General features: G+C 43.4%; 20 protein-coding genes. 7 read left to right on the top strand and 13 right to left on the bottom strand.

Features of this window, described 5'->3' with window-relative positions; all coding sequences use genetic code 11:
- Positions 1–4 precede the first annotated feature (4 nt).
- Together ABR189_RS27755 and ABR189_RS27750 are read left to right on the top strand one after the other, a co-directional pair.
- On the top strand, positions 5–466 hold the full coding sequence (locus tag ABR189_RS27755; RefSeq protein WP_354663781.1) for a GNAT family N-acetyltransferase: 462 nt from the start codon (positions 5–7) through the stop codon (positions 464–466).
- Between the two features lie 11 nt (positions 467–477).
- Positions 478–1,335: a GNAT family N-acetyltransferase gene (locus ABR189_RS27750; RefSeq protein ID WP_354663780.1), complete on the top strand. Its 858-nt coding sequence runs from the start codon at positions 478–480 to the stop codon at positions 1,333–1,335.
- A 394-nt stretch (positions 1,336–1,729) separates the two neighbouring features.
- On the opposite strand, the gene fabD is transcribed toward ABR189_RS27750, so the two are convergent.
- From fabD to ABR189_RS27735, 3 genes are all read right to left on the bottom strand, one after another.
- Positions 1,730–2,620 carry an ACP S-malonyltransferase gene (gene fabD, locus ABR189_RS27745; protein ID WP_354663779.1) on the bottom strand — a complete coding sequence of 297 codons (891 nt, stop codon included), beginning with the start codon at positions 2,618–2,620 and terminating at the stop codon, positions 1,730–1,732.
- Positions 2,621–2,730: 110 nt separating this feature from the next.
- Positions 2,731–3,318, bottom strand: coding sequence for a GTP cyclohydrolase I FolE (gene folE / locus ABR189_RS27740; protein ID WP_435575342.1), 588 nt, complete (start codon positions 3,316–3,318; stop codon positions 2,731–2,733).
- Between the two features lie 124 nt (positions 3,319–3,442).
- Positions 3,443–3,856, bottom strand: coding sequence for a 6-pyruvoyl trahydropterin synthase family protein (locus tag ABR189_RS27735; protein WP_354663778.1), 414 nt, complete (start codon positions 3,854–3,856; stop codon positions 3,443–3,445).
- 88 nt (positions 3,857–3,944) lie between these two features.
- Between ABR189_RS27735 and mqnB the strand changes: the two genes are divergently transcribed.
- Complete coding sequence (gene mqnB / locus ABR189_RS27730) at positions 3,945–4,730, top strand: futalosine hydrolase (RefSeq protein WP_354663777.1); 786 nt, start codon at positions 3,945–3,947, stop codon at positions 4,728–4,730.
- Between the two features lie 65 nt (positions 4,731–4,795).
- Positions 4,796–5,587 (top strand): 1,4-dihydroxy-6-naphtoate synthase, encoded by a 792-nt coding sequence (locus tag ABR189_RS27725; protein WP_354663776.1) that lies wholly within the window; start codon positions 4,796–4,798, stop codon positions 5,585–5,587.
- Between the two features lie 3 nt (positions 5,588–5,590).
- On the opposite strand, the gene ABR189_RS27720 is transcribed toward ABR189_RS27725, so the two are convergent.
- The 10 genes from ABR189_RS27720 to ABR189_RS27675 all read right to left on the bottom strand — a co-directional run bounded on the left by ABR189_RS27720 (position 5,591) and on the right by ABR189_RS27675 (position 15,097).
- A complete protein-coding gene (locus tag ABR189_RS27720) occupies positions 5,591–6,895 on the bottom strand; it encodes a cryptochrome/photolyase family protein (protein ID WP_354663775.1) in 1,305 nt (434 codons plus the stop codon).
- Between the two features lie 80 nt (positions 6,896–6,975).
- Positions 6,976–7,815, bottom strand: a complete 840-nt coding sequence (locus ABR189_RS27715; RefSeq protein WP_354663774.1) for an aminotransferase class IV — start codon at positions 7,813–7,815, stop codon at positions 6,976–6,978.
- 196 nt (positions 7,816–8,011) lie between these two features.
- On the bottom strand, positions 8,012–9,424 hold the full coding sequence (locus tag ABR189_RS27710) for a DUF5723 family protein (protein ID WP_354663773.1): 1,413 nt from the start codon (positions 9,422–9,424) through the stop codon (positions 8,012–8,014).
- Positions 9,425–9,587: 163 nt separating this feature from the next.
- Entirely contained in the window at positions 9,588–10,244 is a 657-nt protein-coding gene (locus ABR189_RS27705) for a 3-oxoacid CoA-transferase subunit B (protein ID WP_354663772.1), read from the bottom strand.
- Between the two features lie 5 nt (positions 10,245–10,249).
- Positions 10,250–10,954, bottom strand: coding sequence for a CoA transferase subunit A (locus ABR189_RS27700; protein WP_354663771.1), 705 nt, complete (start codon positions 10,952–10,954; stop codon positions 10,250–10,252).
- A 26-nt stretch (positions 10,955–10,980) separates the two neighbouring features.
- Complete coding sequence (locus tag ABR189_RS27695) at positions 10,981–11,454, bottom strand: DUF4296 domain-containing protein (RefSeq protein ID WP_354663770.1); 474 nt, start codon at positions 11,452–11,454, stop codon at positions 10,981–10,983.
- Between the two features lie 85 nt (positions 11,455–11,539).
- Positions 11,540–12,547: a type IX secretion system protein PorD gene (porD, locus tag ABR189_RS27690; RefSeq protein ID WP_354663769.1), complete on the bottom strand. Its 1,008-nt coding sequence runs from the start codon at positions 12,545–12,547 to the stop codon at positions 11,540–11,542.
- Entirely contained in the window at positions 12,540–13,748 is a 1,209-nt protein-coding gene (coaBC, locus tag ABR189_RS27685) for a bifunctional phosphopantothenoylcysteine decarboxylase/phosphopantothenate--cysteine ligase CoaBC (protein WP_354663768.1), read from the bottom strand. The genes porD and coaBC overlap by 8 nt, the downstream gene beginning before the upstream one ends.
- Before the next feature lie 208 nt (positions 13,749–13,956).
- On the bottom strand, positions 13,957–14,298 hold the full coding sequence (locus ABR189_RS27680) for a DNA-directed RNA polymerase subunit omega (protein WP_354663767.1): 342 nt from the start codon (positions 14,296–14,298) through the stop codon (positions 13,957–13,959).
- Entirely contained in the window at positions 14,267–15,097 is an 831-nt protein-coding gene (locus ABR189_RS27675) for an outer membrane protein assembly factor BamD (RefSeq protein WP_354663766.1), read from the bottom strand. The genes ABR189_RS27680 and ABR189_RS27675 overlap by 32 nt, the downstream gene beginning before the upstream one ends.
- A gap of 540 nt (positions 15,098–15,637) precedes the next feature.
- Between ABR189_RS27675 and mraZ the strand changes: the two genes are divergently transcribed.
- The 3 genes from mraZ to ABR189_RS27660 all read left to right on the top strand — a co-directional run bounded on the left by mraZ (position 15,638) and on the right by ABR189_RS27660 (position 17,593).
- Positions 15,638–16,105, top strand: coding sequence for a division/cell wall cluster transcriptional repressor MraZ (gene mraZ, locus ABR189_RS27670; protein ID WP_354663765.1), 468 nt, complete (start codon positions 15,638–15,640; stop codon positions 16,103–16,105).
- A 9-nt stretch (positions 16,106–16,114) separates the two neighbouring features.
- Positions 16,115–17,023 (top strand): 16S rRNA (cytosine(1402)-N(4))-methyltransferase RsmH, encoded by a 909-nt coding sequence (rsmH, locus tag ABR189_RS27665; protein ID WP_354663764.1) that lies wholly within the window; start codon positions 16,115–16,117, stop codon positions 17,021–17,023.
- A gap of 198 nt (positions 17,024–17,221) precedes the next feature.
- A complete protein-coding gene (locus ABR189_RS27660) occupies positions 17,222–17,593 on the top strand; it encodes an FtsL-like putative cell division protein (RefSeq protein WP_354663763.1) in 372 nt (123 codons plus the stop codon).
- Positions 17,594–17,707: the final 114 nt, after the last annotated feature.

The raw sequence follows: 17,707 nt of genomic DNA, 5'->3' as shown, positions 1-17,707 counted from the left end.
GCATATGAATATAACTATCAGGGTTGCACGAAAGGAAGATTGTCCAAGGTTAATGGAATTAATCAGAGAACTGGCAGAATATGAAAAAGCCCCCCAGGCAGTGACCGTTACACTGGAACATTTTGAAGAGGCCGGATTTGGTGAAAATCCGGTATGGAAAGCTTTTGTGGCGGTAAATACAGCAGATGGGATCGAAACAATTATAGGATTTGCCCTGTATTATATCCGCTATTCTACCTGGAAAGGGTCCCGGCTTTACCTGGAAGATATTATCATTACTGAAAAATGGAGAAGCAAACGGATAGGCAGCATGCTGTTCGACAAGCTGATAGCAGAAACCCAGGAAAAGAAACTAAGCGGGATGACCTGGCAGGTGCTGGAATGGAATAAACCTGCTATCAGATTCTACAAAAGATACCGTGCCCATTTTGAAACAGACTGGTGGAATGCCAGCATCGAACTTTAATATACTGGTGTATGCATATTTTGAATACCGGTGGGTTCCATGATCTGCAGGCAGTTACCCTGCCTGATATCTGTGATACATTTAACGCCGCTTTCAGCGATTATATCGTTCCGGTACAGCTTACACTCCCCCTGCTGAAACAGAAGATACAAGGGGAAAACCTCCGGCTGGACTATTCCATGGGTGCTTTTGATGGTCCCACCCTGGCAGGCTTTATGCTACATGGCGTAGATAATGTATTACAGCCCAAAGTATTGTACAACGGCGGAACAGGGGTCATTCCTGCATACCGTGGCCAACGCCTGGTCCAACAATTATATACCCAGGCGATGCCCTATTACCGGCAAAAAGGTATTAAAAAAATACTCCTGGAAGTGATACAAACCAATCAGCCAGCTATCAAAGCCTACCAAAACAGCGGATTTGAACAAAAGAGGCTGGTCCATTGCTACAAGGGGGCAGTTACGACAGCCTCATCTGTTCCGGGCGTAACGATTACGCTCAACGCTACCCCCAACTGGTCGCTGATGGCAGCCTACAGTGATATGGAACCCTGCTGGTCCAATGCCATCCCTGCCATACAAAGGGAACAGGCTTTTACTACTTCCTGGGAGGCATCCCTCGACGGCCAGTCTGCAGGCTTTATCAGCGTACACCTGGCCAGTAAACGCATCCGGCAAATAGCGGTACATCCAAACCTCAGACGACGGGGTATTGGTAGTGCCCTGTTACAACATGCTGCCTCCCAACTTGGTAACCCATTGTCTATCATTAACATAGATGATCACTACCCCGCAATGAACCAGTTGCTGCTAAAAACAGGCTTTATCCATACGTTATCTCAATATGAGATGGTATTAAATCTATAGCTGCGAGCAAAATGTAGCAAATCTGCCTGTTTGGGCTCCCTTCTCCTACCTTAAGCTATGGTTGAAGCATGGTTGAGCTATAGCAAAGCCATAGTAAAAGCGTTCTAAAAGCATAAATAAGCCTACCCTGAAGCATGGTTGAGCTATGGCAAAAGCATAGTAAAAGCGTTCTAAAGGTATAGATAAGCCTACCCCGAAGCATAGTTGAGCTATGGTTGAAGCATAGTAAAAGCATAGATAGTGTATGAAGAGTGCATGAAAGGCTATGAAAAGGGCATAAGAAAACCCTTGTGTAGTAAAATTACCACACAAGGGTCAGCATATTTTAGAACTGGTGATCATGCGATCATCCGCTGCATTGAGCTAAAGGCTAACAGCTAATAGCTTTTAAGCATTAGCTGATTCCATTTACCACCGTGTCTTTCTGGATCTTTTGTATCAGGCCTTGTAATACTTTACCGGGCCCTACCTCGGTAAATTCGGTACCTCCGTCGGCAATCATGGCCTGCACGGATTGTGTCCATCTTACTGCGCCGGTGAGCTGATCTATCAGGTTTTGTTTAATCTCTGCAGGGGCACTTACTGCTTTTGCCACCACATTCTGATAAACAGGGCAGGTAGGTGTATTAAATACTGCTTTTTCAATAGCTGCCTGCAGTTCTTCCTTGGCAGGTGCCATTAAGGGAGAATGGAAAGCACCACCTACCGGCAATACCAATGCTCTCTTTGCACCAGCCGCCTTCATCCGCTCACAGGCAATATCAATTCCTTTTACGGTACCGGAAATAACCAGCTGTCCGGGACAGTTATAATTGGCAGGTACTACTACTTCACCGGTTTCATTGGTTACCGCCAGACAAATCTCTTCTACCTTAGCGTCATCCAGCGCCAGTACCGCTGCCATGGTGGAAGGAGTCGCCTCACATGCTTTTTGCATCGCATTGGCACGTACCGCTACCAGCTTTAAAGCATCTTCAAACGACAAGGTACCATTGGCTACCAGTGCCGTAAATTCGCCTAATGAATGTCCGGCTACCATGTCAGGCCGGGCTTCAGGCGCACATAAAAAAGCAATCACTGCATGCAGAAAAACAGCCGGCTGGGTTACCTTGGTTTGTTTCAGATCTTCATCTGTACCAGTAAACATGATATCTGAGATGCGGAAACCTAAAATCTCATTCGCCTTTTCAAACAACTCCCTGGCTTTTTCATTTGTTTCATACAAATTTTTGCCCATGCCCGGAAACTGAGATCCCTGACCAGGGAATACGTATGCGTGCTTCATGTATTGTTTTCTTGTTTTAGTGGATTCTTGAATATTTACTCAAAATAAATGCAAATATTCAAACTCTTACGCATTAATCAAAAATGTTTTTTGTATTACAGCGCAACATTTTACCGCCCAATCAGCCTCATAAACTCACTGCGGGTTCGGCCATCTTCAAACTGTCCGGAAAAAGCAGAGGTAGTGGTAATAGAATTTTGCTTTTGTACACCCCGCATCATCATACAAAGATGCTGCGCTTCAATCACTACTGCTACTCCTAATGGCTCCAGGGTATCCTGTATAGCTTCCAGGATCTGGTGGGTCATACGCTCCTGCACCTGCAGGCGGCGGGCAAATACATCTACCACACGTGCCAGCTTGCTCAATCCGGTAATATAACCATTGGGGATATATGCTACATGTGCTTTACCAAAAAACGGCAGCATATGATGCTCGCACATGGAAAAAAGCTCAATATCTTTTACAATCACCATTTCACTATACGCCTCTGTAAACTTGGCGCCATTCAGTATAGCCTTTGCATCCAGCTGATACCCTTGTGTCAGGTATTGTACAGCTTTGGCCATACGCTCCGGTGTTTTAACCAGCCCTTCCCTATCCGGATCCTCTCCTATCAGCTTCAAACACTCCCGGTAATTCTCCATCAAACCTACTGTTACCTGCTCATCATAAGATTCTTTTCTAATGTATGCCATCTTTATTTTTTTCAGATTCTCCACTCCGCCTGATACTTACTAGACCCGACGAGTAAAATATGATTCCGGTATCCCCTGTGGAACAACCGGGTTTAAAATGATTAACGGCTATCTAAACGGCTGCTTACTTTCCTCCAAAATACTCCACATATATACGTGGGGTTTCATACAGTTTGATGCAATGCAGCATCACTCCTTCGGGCAGATGCTTTTCCAACTGCTCCCATATAGCAATTGCCAGGTTCTCGGCAGAAGTAAACTTCCCTTTCATGAAGTCTACATCCATATTCAGGTTACGGTGATCTACCTTTTCAATGACCACATCCTTTATGATTTCTCCCAGGGTCTTCGCATTAAAAACAAACCCCGTTTCAGCATCAGGATTACCTTTTATGGTTACATGCAACTCATAGTTATGGCCATGCCAGTTCTCATTGGCACATTTGCCAAATACCTCTTCATTTTTATCTTTACTCCATCCCGGGTTGGACAACTTATGCGCTGCATTGAAGTTCTCCACACGCGTTAAATAAATCATTAGTATAAAAAATTTGTGCAAAAATACCATTATTCTATGAGTCCATCGTGATTTAACGGCATTCTGTCAATTGTTTTACACTCCGTACATGCATTTTTGGTGTAATTTTACAGGATGGACCCAGGCATATACAAGGGATCACTACGGTGAACTGCTTCCGCCAGATCCTGATAAACAGTCTAATCATTTTCAGATGAACGTATTGGTTACAGCCGCTACAATGGCGGAAATACAACCTTTCAGCCATTATTTGAAACAACACGGACAGGCGCTATCTGACCATCATTTTACCTTCCACCACTGCCGGGTAAGCATATTAATTGGCGGTATTGGTATGATGCACACGGCATATAGCCTGGGACGCTACCTGGCTACCACCCGTCCGGATATAGCCATACAGGCTGGTATTGCAGGCTGCTTCCACCGGGAACGATCACTTGGAGAGGTAGTCCTGGTTGATAAGGAACAACTGGCCGACCTGGGCGCTGAGGATGATACACATTTTAAAGATTTATTTGATATAGGTTTATGGGAGATGAATCAGCCGCCCTTTACAGAAAAATGGTTGGTGAACACCTTTGAGGGCATCTCCCACCTGCCACAATTACCTAAAGCAACTGGTATTACGGTAAATCTGGTGAGCGGCAGCAAATCTACCATCCAAAAACTGGAAGAAAAGTATGCGCCCGATGTGGAAAGCATGGAAGGTGCGGCTTTTCATTATGCCTGCCTGATGGAAAAAATTCCGTTCCTGCAATTACGTAGTATTTCTAACTATGTGGAAGTAAGGGATAAAAGCAAATGGAATATCCCCCTGGCCGTTAAACAATTGAATGAAGCATTAATAAAGCAGCTAATAGCTATTAGCCTTTAGCTCTAATCACTCGCTGCATTTAGCTAATGGCCAACTGCTAATAGCTAACAGCTCAAAAAAGAAACATGCATTTATCATTAGGATTTTCACCCTGCCCCAACGATACTTTTATCTTTGATGCACTGGTGAATAATAAAATAGATACTAAAGGATTTACTTTCGATACCCGGCTGGAAGATGTGGAAACACTTAACAATTGGGCTTTACAGGGAAAGCTGATGATCACCAAGCTGAGCTTCGCTGTATACCTGAAAGTAAAGGAACAATATACATTACTGAACAGCGGCAGCGCCTTGGGCCGTGGATGCGGACCATTGCTTATTGCTAAAAAACCTATTACACACGAAGACATCAAAGACCTGAAAATTGCTATTCCGGGAGAAAATACTACTGCCAATCTCCTTTTCTCCATTGCATTCCCTGCGGCCAAAAACAAGCAGGTAATGCTGTTTTCAGATATTGAAAATGCTGTGCTCAATGGTACTGTAGATGCTGGTGTAATTATCCATGAAAACCGCTTTACCTATCAGCAAAAAGGTCTGGTGAAATTAATGGACATGGGAGAATTCTGGGAAACCACTACAGGCAGCCCTATACCGTTAGGAGGGATTTTTATCCGTAAAGATATACCTGCTGCTGTACAGGCACAGGTAGATGCACTGATCCATGAAAGTTTGCAGCATGCATACACCGGATATCCGCAACTTTCCGAATATGTAAAAGCGCATGCACAGGAAATGGAAGAGGCCGTTATGCGCCAGCATATTGACTTGTATGTAAATGATTTCAGCCTGGATTTAGGCAAGGAAGGCAACGAAGCCGTAGAAAAACTGATGGCCACAGCAGCACAACTGTAAGCCTTATCGCTTCAGGGCTTTGGCATACGCTTCCAATACCCGCTTACGGGCCATCTCATGCGATACCATGGGCGCCACATATTGAAGCGTGTCAAATTCTGGTACCCATTGCCGAATATAATGCTGTGCTTTATCAAACTTCTGCATTTGCAGGGTTGGGTTAAATACCCTGAAATAAGGGGCGGCGTCACATCCCGAACCAGCTGCCCATTGCCATCCGCCATTATTAGCTGCCAGATCATAATCCAGCAGGTATTTCGCAAAGTATGCCTCTCCCCAACGCCAGTCAATCAGTAAGTGTTTAACCAAAAAACTTGCTGTAATCATCCGTACCCGGTTATGCATAAACCCGGTAGCATTCAGCTCACGCATACCGGCATCTACAATAGGATACCCCGTTTGCCCGTTACACCAGCTTTGAAATTCGCTTTCATTATTACGCCATTGGATCTTATCATACTCCTTTTTAAAAGACTGGCCTACTACATGCGGGAAGTGCCAAAGGATCATCTGATAAAAATCACGCCAGATCAATTCATTCAGAAATGTTTCGTTCAACGTATTTGCCCGCTGTGCCAACCTCCTTATGCTGATGGTACCAAAACGTAAATGCAGCCCTAATCTCGAAGTGCCCCTTACTCCGGGAAAGTCTCTCGTTTCATGATAATGCGCTATCAGATCTTCCTGTAACTGCCTGGCAGGAAAATGTGCTTCCCCCGGCAGAAAACCAATATCCGTAATCGTGGGGATTTTAACAGGTGGTTGTTGATAGCAATTAGCGATATGCTTTTGTACGGGATAAGATTTCAGATAAAAATCACTCAACACAGTTTTCCATTTTCTGCTGTACGGTGTAAATACCGTGTAGGGCGCTCCGTTATCCTTTATCACTTCGTTCTTTTCAAAAATCACCTGGTCCTTAAACGTATGGAATCTGATTCCTTTCTCTTTTAAAAACCCGGCAATGGCGGTATCACGTTCTTTGGCATAAGGCTCGTAATCATGGTTCGTAAATACTTCCGCTACCTGATAATGAGTAGTCCAATATTGAAACGCCTCCATAGGAGTACCGTAAAATACATGCAGGGTACTTCCCATTTTCAGCAGCCGCGTTTGTATTTCTTCCAGAACAGCATGAATGAAGGTAACCCTCCTATCGTGCTTATCTTCCAGATCGTCCAGTATATGCTTGTCAAAAACAAATACCGGCACCACCGGATGTTTTGATTGCAATGCATGATATAACGCTGCCTGATCTTCCAGTCTTAAATCACGGCGGAACCAGCATAAATTAACAGTAGTATGCATGTAATTGGTTATTATTCCTTTCGGCTGCAACAAAAAGCCGGTCATAAGAGCGTATTCAAAAATGTAGTAGGTGCATGTTTTTACATCATCACTTCATGCAGAAGTTCATGCAAAACTACGGCAGTAGCATTGCCATAGCTGCTATCTCTGAAAAGACCTACCCACCGTACACCATAAATGGCATTGGTAAGGAAAATCTCGTCTGCCGTTTCCAGGTCTGCGATAGTAAGGGGTTGCTCTATTACTTTAAATGGTAAATCCCTGGTAAGTAAATGTTTGCGCATAACGCCGCATACACCACCTTCTGACAAGGGAGGGGTGATAATTGTTTTTTGATGTACAATAAACACATTGGCAATCGTGCTGTCTGCGATTCTTCCGTATTGATTCATCAGCACTGCTTCATTCAGACGATGCTGTTTGGCATACATGGCTGCCATCACATAAGGCAGGCAATTGTTTGATTTGATACTGGATAATTTATCACAGCTTTTTTTCACATCCGGAAACACATCCAGCACCAATCCATTTTCATTTAACTCAAGGATCTGTTTGCTCAGCTCCCAGCATTGAATAATAAAATTGGGCAAATTATTAAGCGGGTCATACAATCCACCATCAGATCTGAAAACAGTTACCCTGATCCTGGCCAGCGGGGAAGCATTATTACGCGCACACAACTCCAGTATTAGCTTGGTAAAATAATCTTTAGTGAAATGCTGGGGAATATCGAAATGCAGTAAGTTCAAGGTAGCAAATAACCGTTCAAAATGGAGATCAGGTAATAATACTTTTCCCTGATACACTTTCATGGTTTCAAAACAGCCATCACCATAGCGGAAGGAACGGTTATCGGCCGTTAAAATAGGATCAGCTGCAGGCGTAAACTTGCCATTGTAACATAAAAAACCAACTTGCACCTCGAACAATTTTTCGTTAAATGGACTGTTAAGTTACGTAAAATAACGCAAATTGGCAGCCTGGGGTAGCCATCCCCAAACTGCCAATGACAAACTATTGACTGTAAACACAACTGCCAACAATTATGTAATAACGCCCTGCTGTTAAGGGATTGCTAAAGTTTGTACTCCCTGCAGCTATGCGCTATATAAGATGCTATTGCGCTACTGCTTTCTTTTGTTTTTGCAGATTACCAAACCGCAGTCCGAAAAACGCATCTGCCTGTTTAGAACCGCCTAACAATGCTGTAAATACACTGCCTGAACCGAAGAATAATGGCCCTATGCGTACACTGGCACCAGCATTCATCTTGGTTAACCCATTATAACTGATAGGCAGATAAAATCCGAATATCCTGCTGTCATACCGTGGTGTAACCGTTACCCCACTGTAATACTGGCTGTTGAATGGTTTCTTTTTACCACTTGCCAATGCAAGCTGTACGCCCATATTAACGAAAAAGCCATGATGAATATGATAATCGCCATCCAATTGGAGGGTAGTAGGCAAACTGATAGAATAGTTGTCTTTACCGTTATCAGCAGCCGGTGTAAAATCCTGTGGATACTTAGCCAGCTCCTGGTTGTAATTATCCAGCTGTACGCCATCCAGGTTAGCCATATAAAACCGCCGTGCACCTGTAATGTTTATATCATAGGTTCCGCTACGCTGCATATCTTTTTCAAACCGGATCTTTCCTACGTCCAGCAAAGCTATACCCACTTTAAATTTATAAGCACTGTAAGGTGACGTTGCCTGGCTCTCCGGCCTGAATTCGTATACGGCTCCCAGGTCAGTACCAAAGCCACGACCTGTAAATCTGGTCAGCTGATCAGCCTGAAAATCGGAGAAGTTAATCCCGGAAAAAGTAGTCCCTATCGTACCCGTAGTATTAGACAGATATGCATCCATTTTAACTTCATCCGCATTTAAAGTACCATTGAAGTTGGCAATATTGATATTCCCATTTCCTACTCCGGCCAGGTATTTAAGGGTGATACCTGCTTTGATATAGTGCGGGCCCTTGTTATATACTTCCCGGCCTACTGCTACTCCAAATTCTCCCCATCCGCTTACATTCACCCGCATATTTTCCTGGGATTTTAAGGTATATGGCAGGTCCGGATCATTAGCAGCAAAATCATTAGAGATTTTGTCAATCAATTTACCGTCTACATCACTTACGTTGCCCACTACCCTAACCCTGCTGGTGATGGCAAAGGTGAACTTTCCGGGGGTATTAAACATCACAGCGGGGCCATGTACATCCAGGTTGATCAATCCCCTGGTAGCGCCTTTGTCTTTACCAAAGAACTGCTGTTGAATACTGTCGCTGCTAAATGTTTTACTCAGCTCGCTTAATTTGAAGCTTGCCTGGTTGTTGCCCACCCCAACGTTTAAAGAAACGAGATTTACATCAAACTTGTAGCGGCTGTCGGCAATATTGGCAGGGTTAAAAAAAACACCGTTTACGCCGGTGTAATTGCCGGTACGATATCCGGCAAAATCCTGTGCCTGGGCATGAATAAAGGATCCTGATAGAAGTAGGAGTGTAACAGTTCTCTTCATAGATAAGTATTGGATAAATAAAACAAAAAATATTCGCAAAAATAGTAATACACTTTAGATTTTCTAATTTCTAAGAATAAATTATTGTAAAAACTAAAAAGGCCATTCCTTGTATTGCCAATGCAATACAAGGAATGGCCTTCCATTATTTTTCAGATAAAGACTAAATGCTCATTTCTGGTACTTCGCCATCCACTACAAGCCTACCCGCAGTTTTAGCTTTAATTTCCGCTACACTTACACCCGGTGCCCGTTCTATCAAACGAAATCCATCCGGAGTAACATCCAGCACTGCCAGTTCTGTTACTATCTTTTTCACACAATGCACACCAGTCAAAGGCAGGCTGCACTGCGGCAGCAACTTGCTTTCTCCCTTGGGATTTGTGTGCATCATCGCAACAATAATATTTTTCGCCGAAGCCACCAGGTCCATCGCACCTCCCATTCCTTTCACCATTTTTCCGGGGATTTTCCAATTGGCAATATCTCCGTTATCGGATACTTCCATTGCCCCTAATACCGTCAGGTCCACCTTACCGGCTCTTATCATCCCAAAGCTCTCTGCCGAATCAAAAAAGCAACCTCCCGGCAGTAAGGTGACGGTTTCTTTACCTGCATTGATCAGATCTGCATCAATGTCCTCTTCCAACGGGTAAGGCCCCATGCCCAACATACCATTTTCAGATTGCAGCATAATAGACACCCCTTCCGGAATATAATTAGATACCAGCGTAGGAATACCAATCCCCAGGTTCACATACATACCATCTGCTAATTCCTGCGCTATTCTTTTTGCAATACCATATTTATCCAGCGCCATAAGATTTATTTTTGGGAGATGATTTTTACTGTTTTACGTTCTATGCGCTTTTCGTAGTTACTACCCTGGAAAATGCGATGTACATAGATACCCGCTACATGAATATTATCGGGATCCAGCTCTCCTGGTTGCACCAGGTGCTCTACTTCAGCAATGGTAATTTGCCCTGCTTTAGCCATGGAGGTACTGAAATTACGGGTGGTTTTCCGGAATACAAGATTTCCCATCGTATCGCCTTTCCAGGCTTTTACGATAGCAAAATCAGCCGGCAATGCCAGCTCCATCAGGTATTTTTTGCCATTAAATTCTCTTTCTTCTTTTCCCGCGGCTATTTCGGTACCGTAACCGGCAGGCGTAAAAAAAGCAGGAATCCCCATTCCGGCCATTTGGATGCGGGTGGCCAGTGTACCCTGGGGAATCAGGTCTACTTCCAGTTCTCCGGCCAGCAACTGCCTTTCAAACTCAGCATTTTCTCCTACATAAGAGGCCATCATTTTTTTAATCTGCCTGGTTTGCAGTAAACGCCCCAGCCCAAAATCATCTATTCCGGCATTATTGGAGATACAGGTGAGTCCTTTGATACCTTTACGTACCAACGCAGCAATACAATTTTCCGGGATGCCGCACAAGCCAAATCCTCCCAACATCAATACCGCACCATCGGGAATATCATGTAAAGCCTCGTCTGCATTAGCGACTACTTTATTCATGTTTTGGTGTTTTTATTCAAGTGTTATTAATCTTTGGGTACAAAAGGAACGCGTACCCTTCCTTTGCCTGAAATTACTGATTTTCCCGAATTAGGAAAATACATGTGTAAGGAAGAATCCACCGGCATCCTGGCAAGTTCCAGTTTTTCCTGCAAAGCTTTACGTTTGCCTGCTTCCGTAAGCATCAGGCCAAAAACTTCTTTTAAACGGTTAGGATGACTTTCATAAAACTGATAGCTGCGCATGAACTCTTCCACGGAAACATGGTGCAGCTCTAATATCTGCTTATAATATACTTTCACTTTTCCCTGCCGGATAGAATCTGTAACCGGGATCATACTACCTTCTCCTATTTCATTACTCAGGGCATCTGCCATGGTCATATCCAGCAATATACTTCCCATTTTATCCTTAGGCATAACCCCACGCGGCTCCCTGTCTGCGTCTCCACACGCAATTCCTGCACACAAAAAAAATAATATACTTATTAATTTACGCATAAAAACTAATCCTCTTTACCGGTTTTACTTAACCGTTACCTCCGGGCATCTGGGTACCCTTGCTATTATTCTGTAAGCTACAAAGCTACTTTAACTGCTGATATTTACCGGCGTTGGGTATATCCAACTGAGATAATATTTGAGCGGCACGGGCTTTCTCCTGCGGCGGCGCCTTAGAGAAGATCTTTAGCAGCTCACCCGATTTGGCATTAAAAAAAACCTGCAACAACATAGAGTTGGGAATATCCTCATTAATAGCGGCCAACAAGTTCAGGCTGTTAAAAATAGCACTTCTCCCCTTACTCACATCATCATACATCAGATCCAATCCCAGCCGGTGATACTGGTACATTACCTCATGGAAACGGGTAAATTTAGCTCCCATCAGATTGTCCTGCAACCAATAACGGTTACGGTTCCCCTCAAAGGCTTTCCATCCGGAAATATCTTTCCCATCAGGTGCATTATTAACAATGTTCAAGGCCTTCTTGAAAAAAGGATCTCCTCCACGGGGTGAAAAAGAATCATAATCCAATCCAAGAATGATATACACATAATAAGCCAGTGTAGCCGTGAGATTGGATGCCAGCGGATCATTGCCCACCACCCTGTTATCGCTGAACTCCAGGGTCTGAAATTCAACATAACGGAATACCAGATTATTATCCTGTGTGTTCAGCAGGCTCGTAACATAACCTGCATTATAAACAGGACGCGTAGCCTGTACCGTTAAAGTAGCCTTATAGCTGTTGGAGCCAGATTCTCCATTAATATTCAATAAAAAATTACATTCGATTTTCTCCGCCGGTGTAAATGCATCATCTGCCCAGCGGCGGTTATTCAGAAACTCCTTGATAGCAGTTTGTAAGGTGGTGAACACCTTTTTATCGGTTCCCTGAATCTGATTGGCTACTACCGCAACGTTGGCCCTTATTTCCTGAGCGCTGGCCGTAAAACCTGTTAGACACAACAAACAGCCCAGTAACAGACTGGCATATATGGTATATCCTGGTTTAAACCCCATGGCATATTTAATTGAATAACTATAGGAGGTATCCGTTTTGCTGCCTTTGCCCTGTGAATGATTAGTCATGTTGCATTTGAATTATTGCCGATACAATATCCTGTGCTACCTCCTGTTTGGACTTGAGTGGTAACACTTTTTCACCGCCGTTCTTATCAAACAGGGTTACTTTATTGGTATCATAATTAAAGCCGGCGCCCGGATCGTTGAGGGAGTTCATCACGATCAGGTCCAGGTTCTTTTCCCTTAACTTTTTAAGGGCAAATTCCTTTTCATTGTTTGTTTCAAGGGAAAACCCTACTAATAGCTGGCCTGGCGTTTTTCCAGCTCCCAGAGTCCGTAAAATGTCCTGTGTTTTTTCCAGGTCTATATGCAGGCTGCCTTCATTCTTTTTGATCTTCTTATCAGCCACATTTACCGGCCTGTAGTCGGCTATAGCGGCAGCCATTATAATAATTTCTGCAGCAGCGGCATTGCTCACACAGCTGTCAAGCATCTCAGCAGCAGTTTTAACGGGGAATATTTCCACGCCGGGATGTGTAGTTGTTAAATGTGTAGGGCCCAGTACCAGTTTTACTTTTGCGCCTGCGTTTGCCATTTCCTCTGCAATCGCAATTCCCATTTTCCCACTGGAGTGATTACTGATAAAACGTACCGGGTCAATAGGTTCTACGGTAGGTCCGGCACTTACTAAAGCAGTTTTGCCAGCTAAAGGTTTAGGAGCAGTGGTATTTTCACTGAAATGCTGGTGCAGGAAGGCCACTATCGCTTCCGGCTCTGCCATACGGCCTTCACCGAATAAGCCACTGGCCAGTTCTCCCGTGGCTACCGGTATTTGCTGATGTCCGTATGCTAATAGTTTTGCTACATTAGCCTTTGTGGCAGGATGATGCCACATATCCTCATCCATCGCTGGAGCAAACAATACCGGACAGGTGGCAGAGAGATAAGTAGCCAGCAACAGGTTATCGCACAGCCCCTGTGCCATTTTAGCCAAAGTATTGGCAGAAGCCGGAGCAATCAGCATCACGTCTGCCCAGCGGCCCAGCATTACATGGTTATTCCAGTTGCTGTTATTGCTAATATCTGTGGGAACCTCATGTTTTGATAAGGTGGCAAGTGTAAGCGGGGTAATAAAATCACAGGCGGCGGGGGTCATCACAATCTTTACCAAAGCGCCCTCTTTTACCAGCAGACGGGTAAGGGTAGCGGCTTTATAGGCAGCAATGCTACCAGATACACCCAGTAAAACTTTCTTTCCTTGTAACATATATCTTGATCCATGGTTCATGATCCACGGCAGATGCCTGGACAACAGGGCCAGCTTACGGGAAACATGCGCTAAAAAAAGCGGCAGAAATTACTCTGCCGCCATGAAGTTAATATTTTTCGTAACTAACTTACCAAATGAATAGTATCCAGTTTGTAACTGCCAGTTGGCGGTACTAAACCACTAACTGTAAATCACTGGCTGTCAATTAACTAAACAGATCGTCGTCGTTCTTACGGAAATAGATCTTGTTATCCAGAAATTCCTGTGTAGCCTGGATAGCAGGATTAGCCAGTCTTTCATAAAACCGGGAAATCTCAATCTGTTCCTTGTTTTCATGAACTTCTTCCAGGTTGTCAGTATGACTGGCAAATTCTTCCAGCTTGGAATGAAGCTCCTCTTTCACAGATATATTAATCTGATTGGCGCGTTTGGATATCACGGCAATAGACTCATATAAATTGCCAGTACGGCCCTTAATATCGGTAGTATTTCTTGTTTCTACCCAGGGATTAAGACTACTGGTTAGACTTCTCTTTATTTTGCTCATTATCCAGGGATTTTAAATTGTTTTGTGCTAAGGTATAATATTTTTCGGCGTCAGGCTTCAATTTGCTGTCTGAATAGTGATCCGCAAAGTCCATATACTCTGTTACCACCTGCTCATAACGCTCTTTCTGCCTTTCTACAATGCTGTTTTTTGCATATTGGTAGTACGCCCTGATAGCCATTACTTTGTAGCTGTCGCTTTTATCAGAATCCGGGTAGTTACGCATCAGGTTCTTGAAAGCGATACCTGCTGACTTATAATAACCCAGGTTATAGTACAGCTCAGCGCTGTTAAACTCCTTTTTCTCCAGTTTGCGACGGCAAAGCTCAATAACGAGGTTAGCCTCTGCCACTTTATCCGCGGTAGGATAGTTATTAATGAAAGTTTGCATAGCTGCAATAGCTTTCATCGTATTAGTCTGATCCAGTGCCACTTTAGGAGATTGTTTGTAATAGCAGTAGGCCTGCATATAGTCCATTTCTATTGCCCTGGGGCTATTGGGAAAGGCATCCAGGTAGTTTTTGAAGTGAAAAGCCGCCTGTACATAGTCCTTCACATAATAAGAACAATAAGCAAAATTATAGTAAAGCGGCTCAAACTTCTCTGTGCCCTTGAATATGGGAAGCAAGTCTGTATACAGCGTTTGCGCCTGAGTGTATTTTTTCTTTTCATACAGCTTATCGGCGTAAGCCAGCTTCTTTTCGAAGTTGTTACTTTTTTCTATCCTCCTCAGCTCCATATTACAGGCAGAAGAAGCTACAAGCACAATAACACTGATATACAATAAAAATTTCCGCATAAAAGAGTGGCAAAGTTAATAATTAAATGTAAATGTAAGGCAGACAGCTTTTCATTACTGTTAAAAAATTTATAAAACACAGATTTACAGCCGTTCCCGGCCTGGGAAAAGGAGGAAATGTAACTTTTTCAGGCGAATTTTCATAAATCGATGAAAAATAACCTTTTATTCAGGACTTCCACATTTTACCACAGGCAGGAGATTTTACCACGATGGTGTTATATAATTCCACCTTTTCCCGCTTCCGGATTATCCAAATTCACTAAGCCAACCAGAATTTTCAACATTTTTAATATTCCCCAAACGTTGATCTACAGGGCAAAACACTATGTTATTCACACAAATTCACATTAATTAAACATATTATCCACATCATTTAAATAGATATACACATTACGTAAGACCAAACCTATGCAAAAACCAATATCCAGGGCACTATGCTTCTGTGGAAAAAATTTATAATACATTTTTTCGTTAAAAAGTGGGAAAAAGTGTTATTTTGTGTTAGGAAATGGATTTTAAGGACTTTCACCCCATGGCATGACAGGATTTCTCGGTGAATATGAAGCAACGCTGGACGCAAAAGGGCGCTTCCTCCTACCTGCCGGTTTCAAAAAGCAGTTAGCGGAAGATGCTGGTGACCAGTTTGTGATTAACCGTGGGTTTGAAAAATGCTTGTCCTTGTATCCGATGAATGAATGGCAGCCCATTTTTGAACGTGTCAGCAAGCTGAATGATTTTGATCCGAAAGTTAGAGAATTCCGCCGTTATTTTTTGAACGGTGCTACCATACTCGAACTGGACAGTGCAGGGCGCCTATTAGTACCAAAAAACCTGATGTCGTATGCCAGCCTTGAGAAAAACATCGTACTGGCAGCAGCATCCAACAAAATAGAAATCTGGGACAACGGAAAATATCAGGAGTTCTTTGAAAATTTCTCACCAGGAGCTTTTAGTGACCTGGCACAACAGGTAATGGGTGGCAGTGATAATAACATTTCGATTTAATCTGAGCGTATGGGCACACAAGAATACCATTTACCTGTTTTGCTTCACGAAGTAACTGAACTGCTACATATTAAGCCGGATGGCATTTATGTAGACGCCACTTTTGGAGGAGGCGGACATTCCCGCGCAATATTGGCGCAACTGGGTGAAAAAGGCCGGCTTATCGTATTTGATCAGGATGAGGATGCTTTCCGCAACAGGATCGAAGACGACAGAGTCACCTTTGTTCAGCAAAATTTCCGGCACCTGCAGCGCTTTCTGAAACTACACCAGGCCACAGAGGTAGATGGTGTACTGGCTGATCTGGGCGTATCCTCCCATCAGTTTGATACCGCTGAAAGAGGATTTAGTACCCGCTTTGATGGAGACCTGGACATGCGGATGGACACACGGAGCGCATTGACTGCTGCCCAGTTGTTGCAAACTTACTCTGCTGCCAGGCTGCAATTACTTTTCCAGGAATACGGTGAGGTGACCAACTCAAAAACGCTGGCCACTACCATTGTACAACAAAGAAAAGTACACCCCATGCGCACCATAGCAGAATTTAAATATGTAATACAGCCCGTTGTTAAAGGCAACCCGCAAAAATATCTGGCTCAGGTATTCCAGGCATTGCGCATCGCTGTCAATGATGAACTTGGTGCCCTGAAAGAGTTATTGACACAAACAGCAGCTGTACTTAAACCAGGGGGTAGAATGGCCTTTATTACCTTCCATTCATTGGAAGACAGGTTGGTAAAAAACTTCATGAAAACAGGCAGTTTCGAAGAAGTCCAAGACCATCCATTTACCATGCACACACCCCCTAAGTTGTTTCAGTTGATTACTAAAAAACCTGTTACTGCCAGTACTGAAGAACTAAAGCTGAATCCAAGGTCCAGAAGCGCAAAATTACGGGTAGCTGAAAAAATGTAATGACAGCCGGCATTTTCCCTGTCATACCAATACATTAGATCAAATACACCAGATAGAACAATGGGTTTACATCAAGGTAAACGGCCCAGGAATTAACCAGCAAATCGGCAATTCAGCAATTTGTACATCCAAATATCCCCCCTATTTGAAATGATGAAATTATAGTCTGATCATTCATTTTTTAAAGTATTTACAGTCTTGCAGGAAGAAGCGTTACATACAGAAAGTCAGGAACCGCAGGAGCCACTGGAAACTCCGGAACCTAAAAAAGAATGGCGATTGCGCATTAACTACAGGGCTATTGTGCAAAATATGCCATTCATACTTTTTCTATCTGCAATGGCACTGCTATATATCGCCAACAGTCACCTGGCAGAAAAGAAAATCAGAAGGATCAATAAACTGGGAAGAGAAATAAAAGAACTGAAGTGGGAATATATTAATGTGAAAAGTGAACTCATGTTTCGCAGCAAGATGAGTGAGGTTAGCAAATCAGTGGAGCCTTTAGGATTAAAACAATTAAATGCACCTCCACAGAAGATCGTGATCCAGCAAAATGAAAAGAAATAGGTATTGATACCTGATGCTGCCCGCCTGATGCAGTCAGACGGGGATGCTGCTACAAATGGCAAGCATCTCGATAAAAAGCAAAGCAGCCAGTATCAGGTATCATTTTAAGGCTTT

The organism is Chitinophaga sp. H8, from assembly GCF_040567655.1.
GTDB lineage: Bacteria > Bacteroidota > Bacteroidia > Chitinophagales > Chitinophagaceae > Chitinophaga > Chitinophaga defluvii.
The sequence above is the reverse complement of the archived record's forward strand: the minus strand, read 5'-3'. Positions and strand labels throughout refer to the sequence as shown.

Excerpts from the sequence above, each read along its gene's own strand:
- ABR189_RS27755 (WP_354663781.1), top strand. The coding sequence starts at position 5 with ATGAATATAACTATCAGGGTTGCACGAAAGGAAGATTGTCCAAGGTTA.
- ABR189_RS27750 (WP_354663780.1), top strand. The coding sequence starts at position 478 with ATGCATATTTTGAATACCGGTGGGTTCCATGATCTGCAGGCAGTTACC.
- fabD (WP_354663779.1), bottom strand. The coding sequence starts at position 2,620 with ATGAAGCACGCATACGTATTCCCTGGTCAGGGATCTCAGTTTCCGGGC.
- folE (WP_435575342.1), bottom strand. The coding sequence starts at position 3,318 with ATGGCATACATTAGAAAAGAATCTTATGATGAGCAGGTAACAGTAGGT.
- ABR189_RS27735 (WP_354663778.1), bottom strand. The coding sequence starts at position 3,856 with ATGATTTATTTAACGCGTGTGGAGAACTTCAATGCAGCGCATAAGTTG.
- mqnB (WP_354663777.1), top strand. The coding sequence starts at position 3,945 with ATGCATTTTTGGTGTAATTTTACAGGATGGACCCAGGCATATACAAGG.
- ABR189_RS27725 (WP_354663776.1), top strand. The coding sequence starts at position 4,796 with ATGCATTTATCATTAGGATTTTCACCCTGCCCCAACGATACTTTTATC.
- ABR189_RS27720 (WP_354663775.1), bottom strand. The coding sequence starts at position 6,895 with ATGCATACTACTGTTAATTTATGCTGGTTCCGCCGTGATTTAAGACTG.
- ABR189_RS27710 (WP_354663773.1), bottom strand. The coding sequence starts at position 9,424 with ATGAAGAGAACTGTTACACTCCTACTTCTATCAGGATCCTTTATTCAT.
- ABR189_RS27705 (WP_354663772.1), bottom strand. The coding sequence starts at position 10,244 with ATGGCGCTGGATAAATATGGTATTGCAAAAAGAATAGCGCAGGAATTA.
- ABR189_RS27700 (WP_354663771.1), bottom strand. The coding sequence starts at position 10,954 with ATGAATAAAGTAGTCGCTAATGCAGACGAGGCTTTACATGATATTCCC.
- ABR189_RS27695 (WP_354663770.1), bottom strand. The coding sequence starts at position 11,454 with ATGCGTAAATTAATAAGTATATTATTTTTTTTGTGTGCAGGAATTGCG.
- porD (WP_354663769.1), bottom strand. The coding sequence starts at position 12,547 with ATGACTAATCATTCACAGGGCAAAGGCAGCAAAACGGATACCTCCTAT.
- coaBC (WP_354663768.1), bottom strand. The coding sequence starts at position 13,748 with ATGTTACAAGGAAAGAAAGTTTTACTGGGTGTATCTGGTAGCATTGCT.
- ABR189_RS27680 (WP_354663767.1), bottom strand. The coding sequence starts at position 14,298 with ATGAGCAAAATAAAGAGAAGTCTAACCAGTAGTCTTAATCCCTGGGTA.
- ABR189_RS27675 (WP_354663766.1), bottom strand. The coding sequence starts at position 15,097 with ATGCGGAAATTTTTATTGTATATCAGTGTTATTGTGCTTGTAGCTTCT.
- mraZ (WP_354663765.1), top strand. The coding sequence starts at position 15,638 with ATGACAGGATTTCTCGGTGAATATGAAGCAACGCTGGACGCAAAAGGG.
- rsmH (WP_354663764.1), top strand. The coding sequence starts at position 16,115 with ATGGGCACACAAGAATACCATTTACCTGTTTTGCTTCACGAAGTAACT.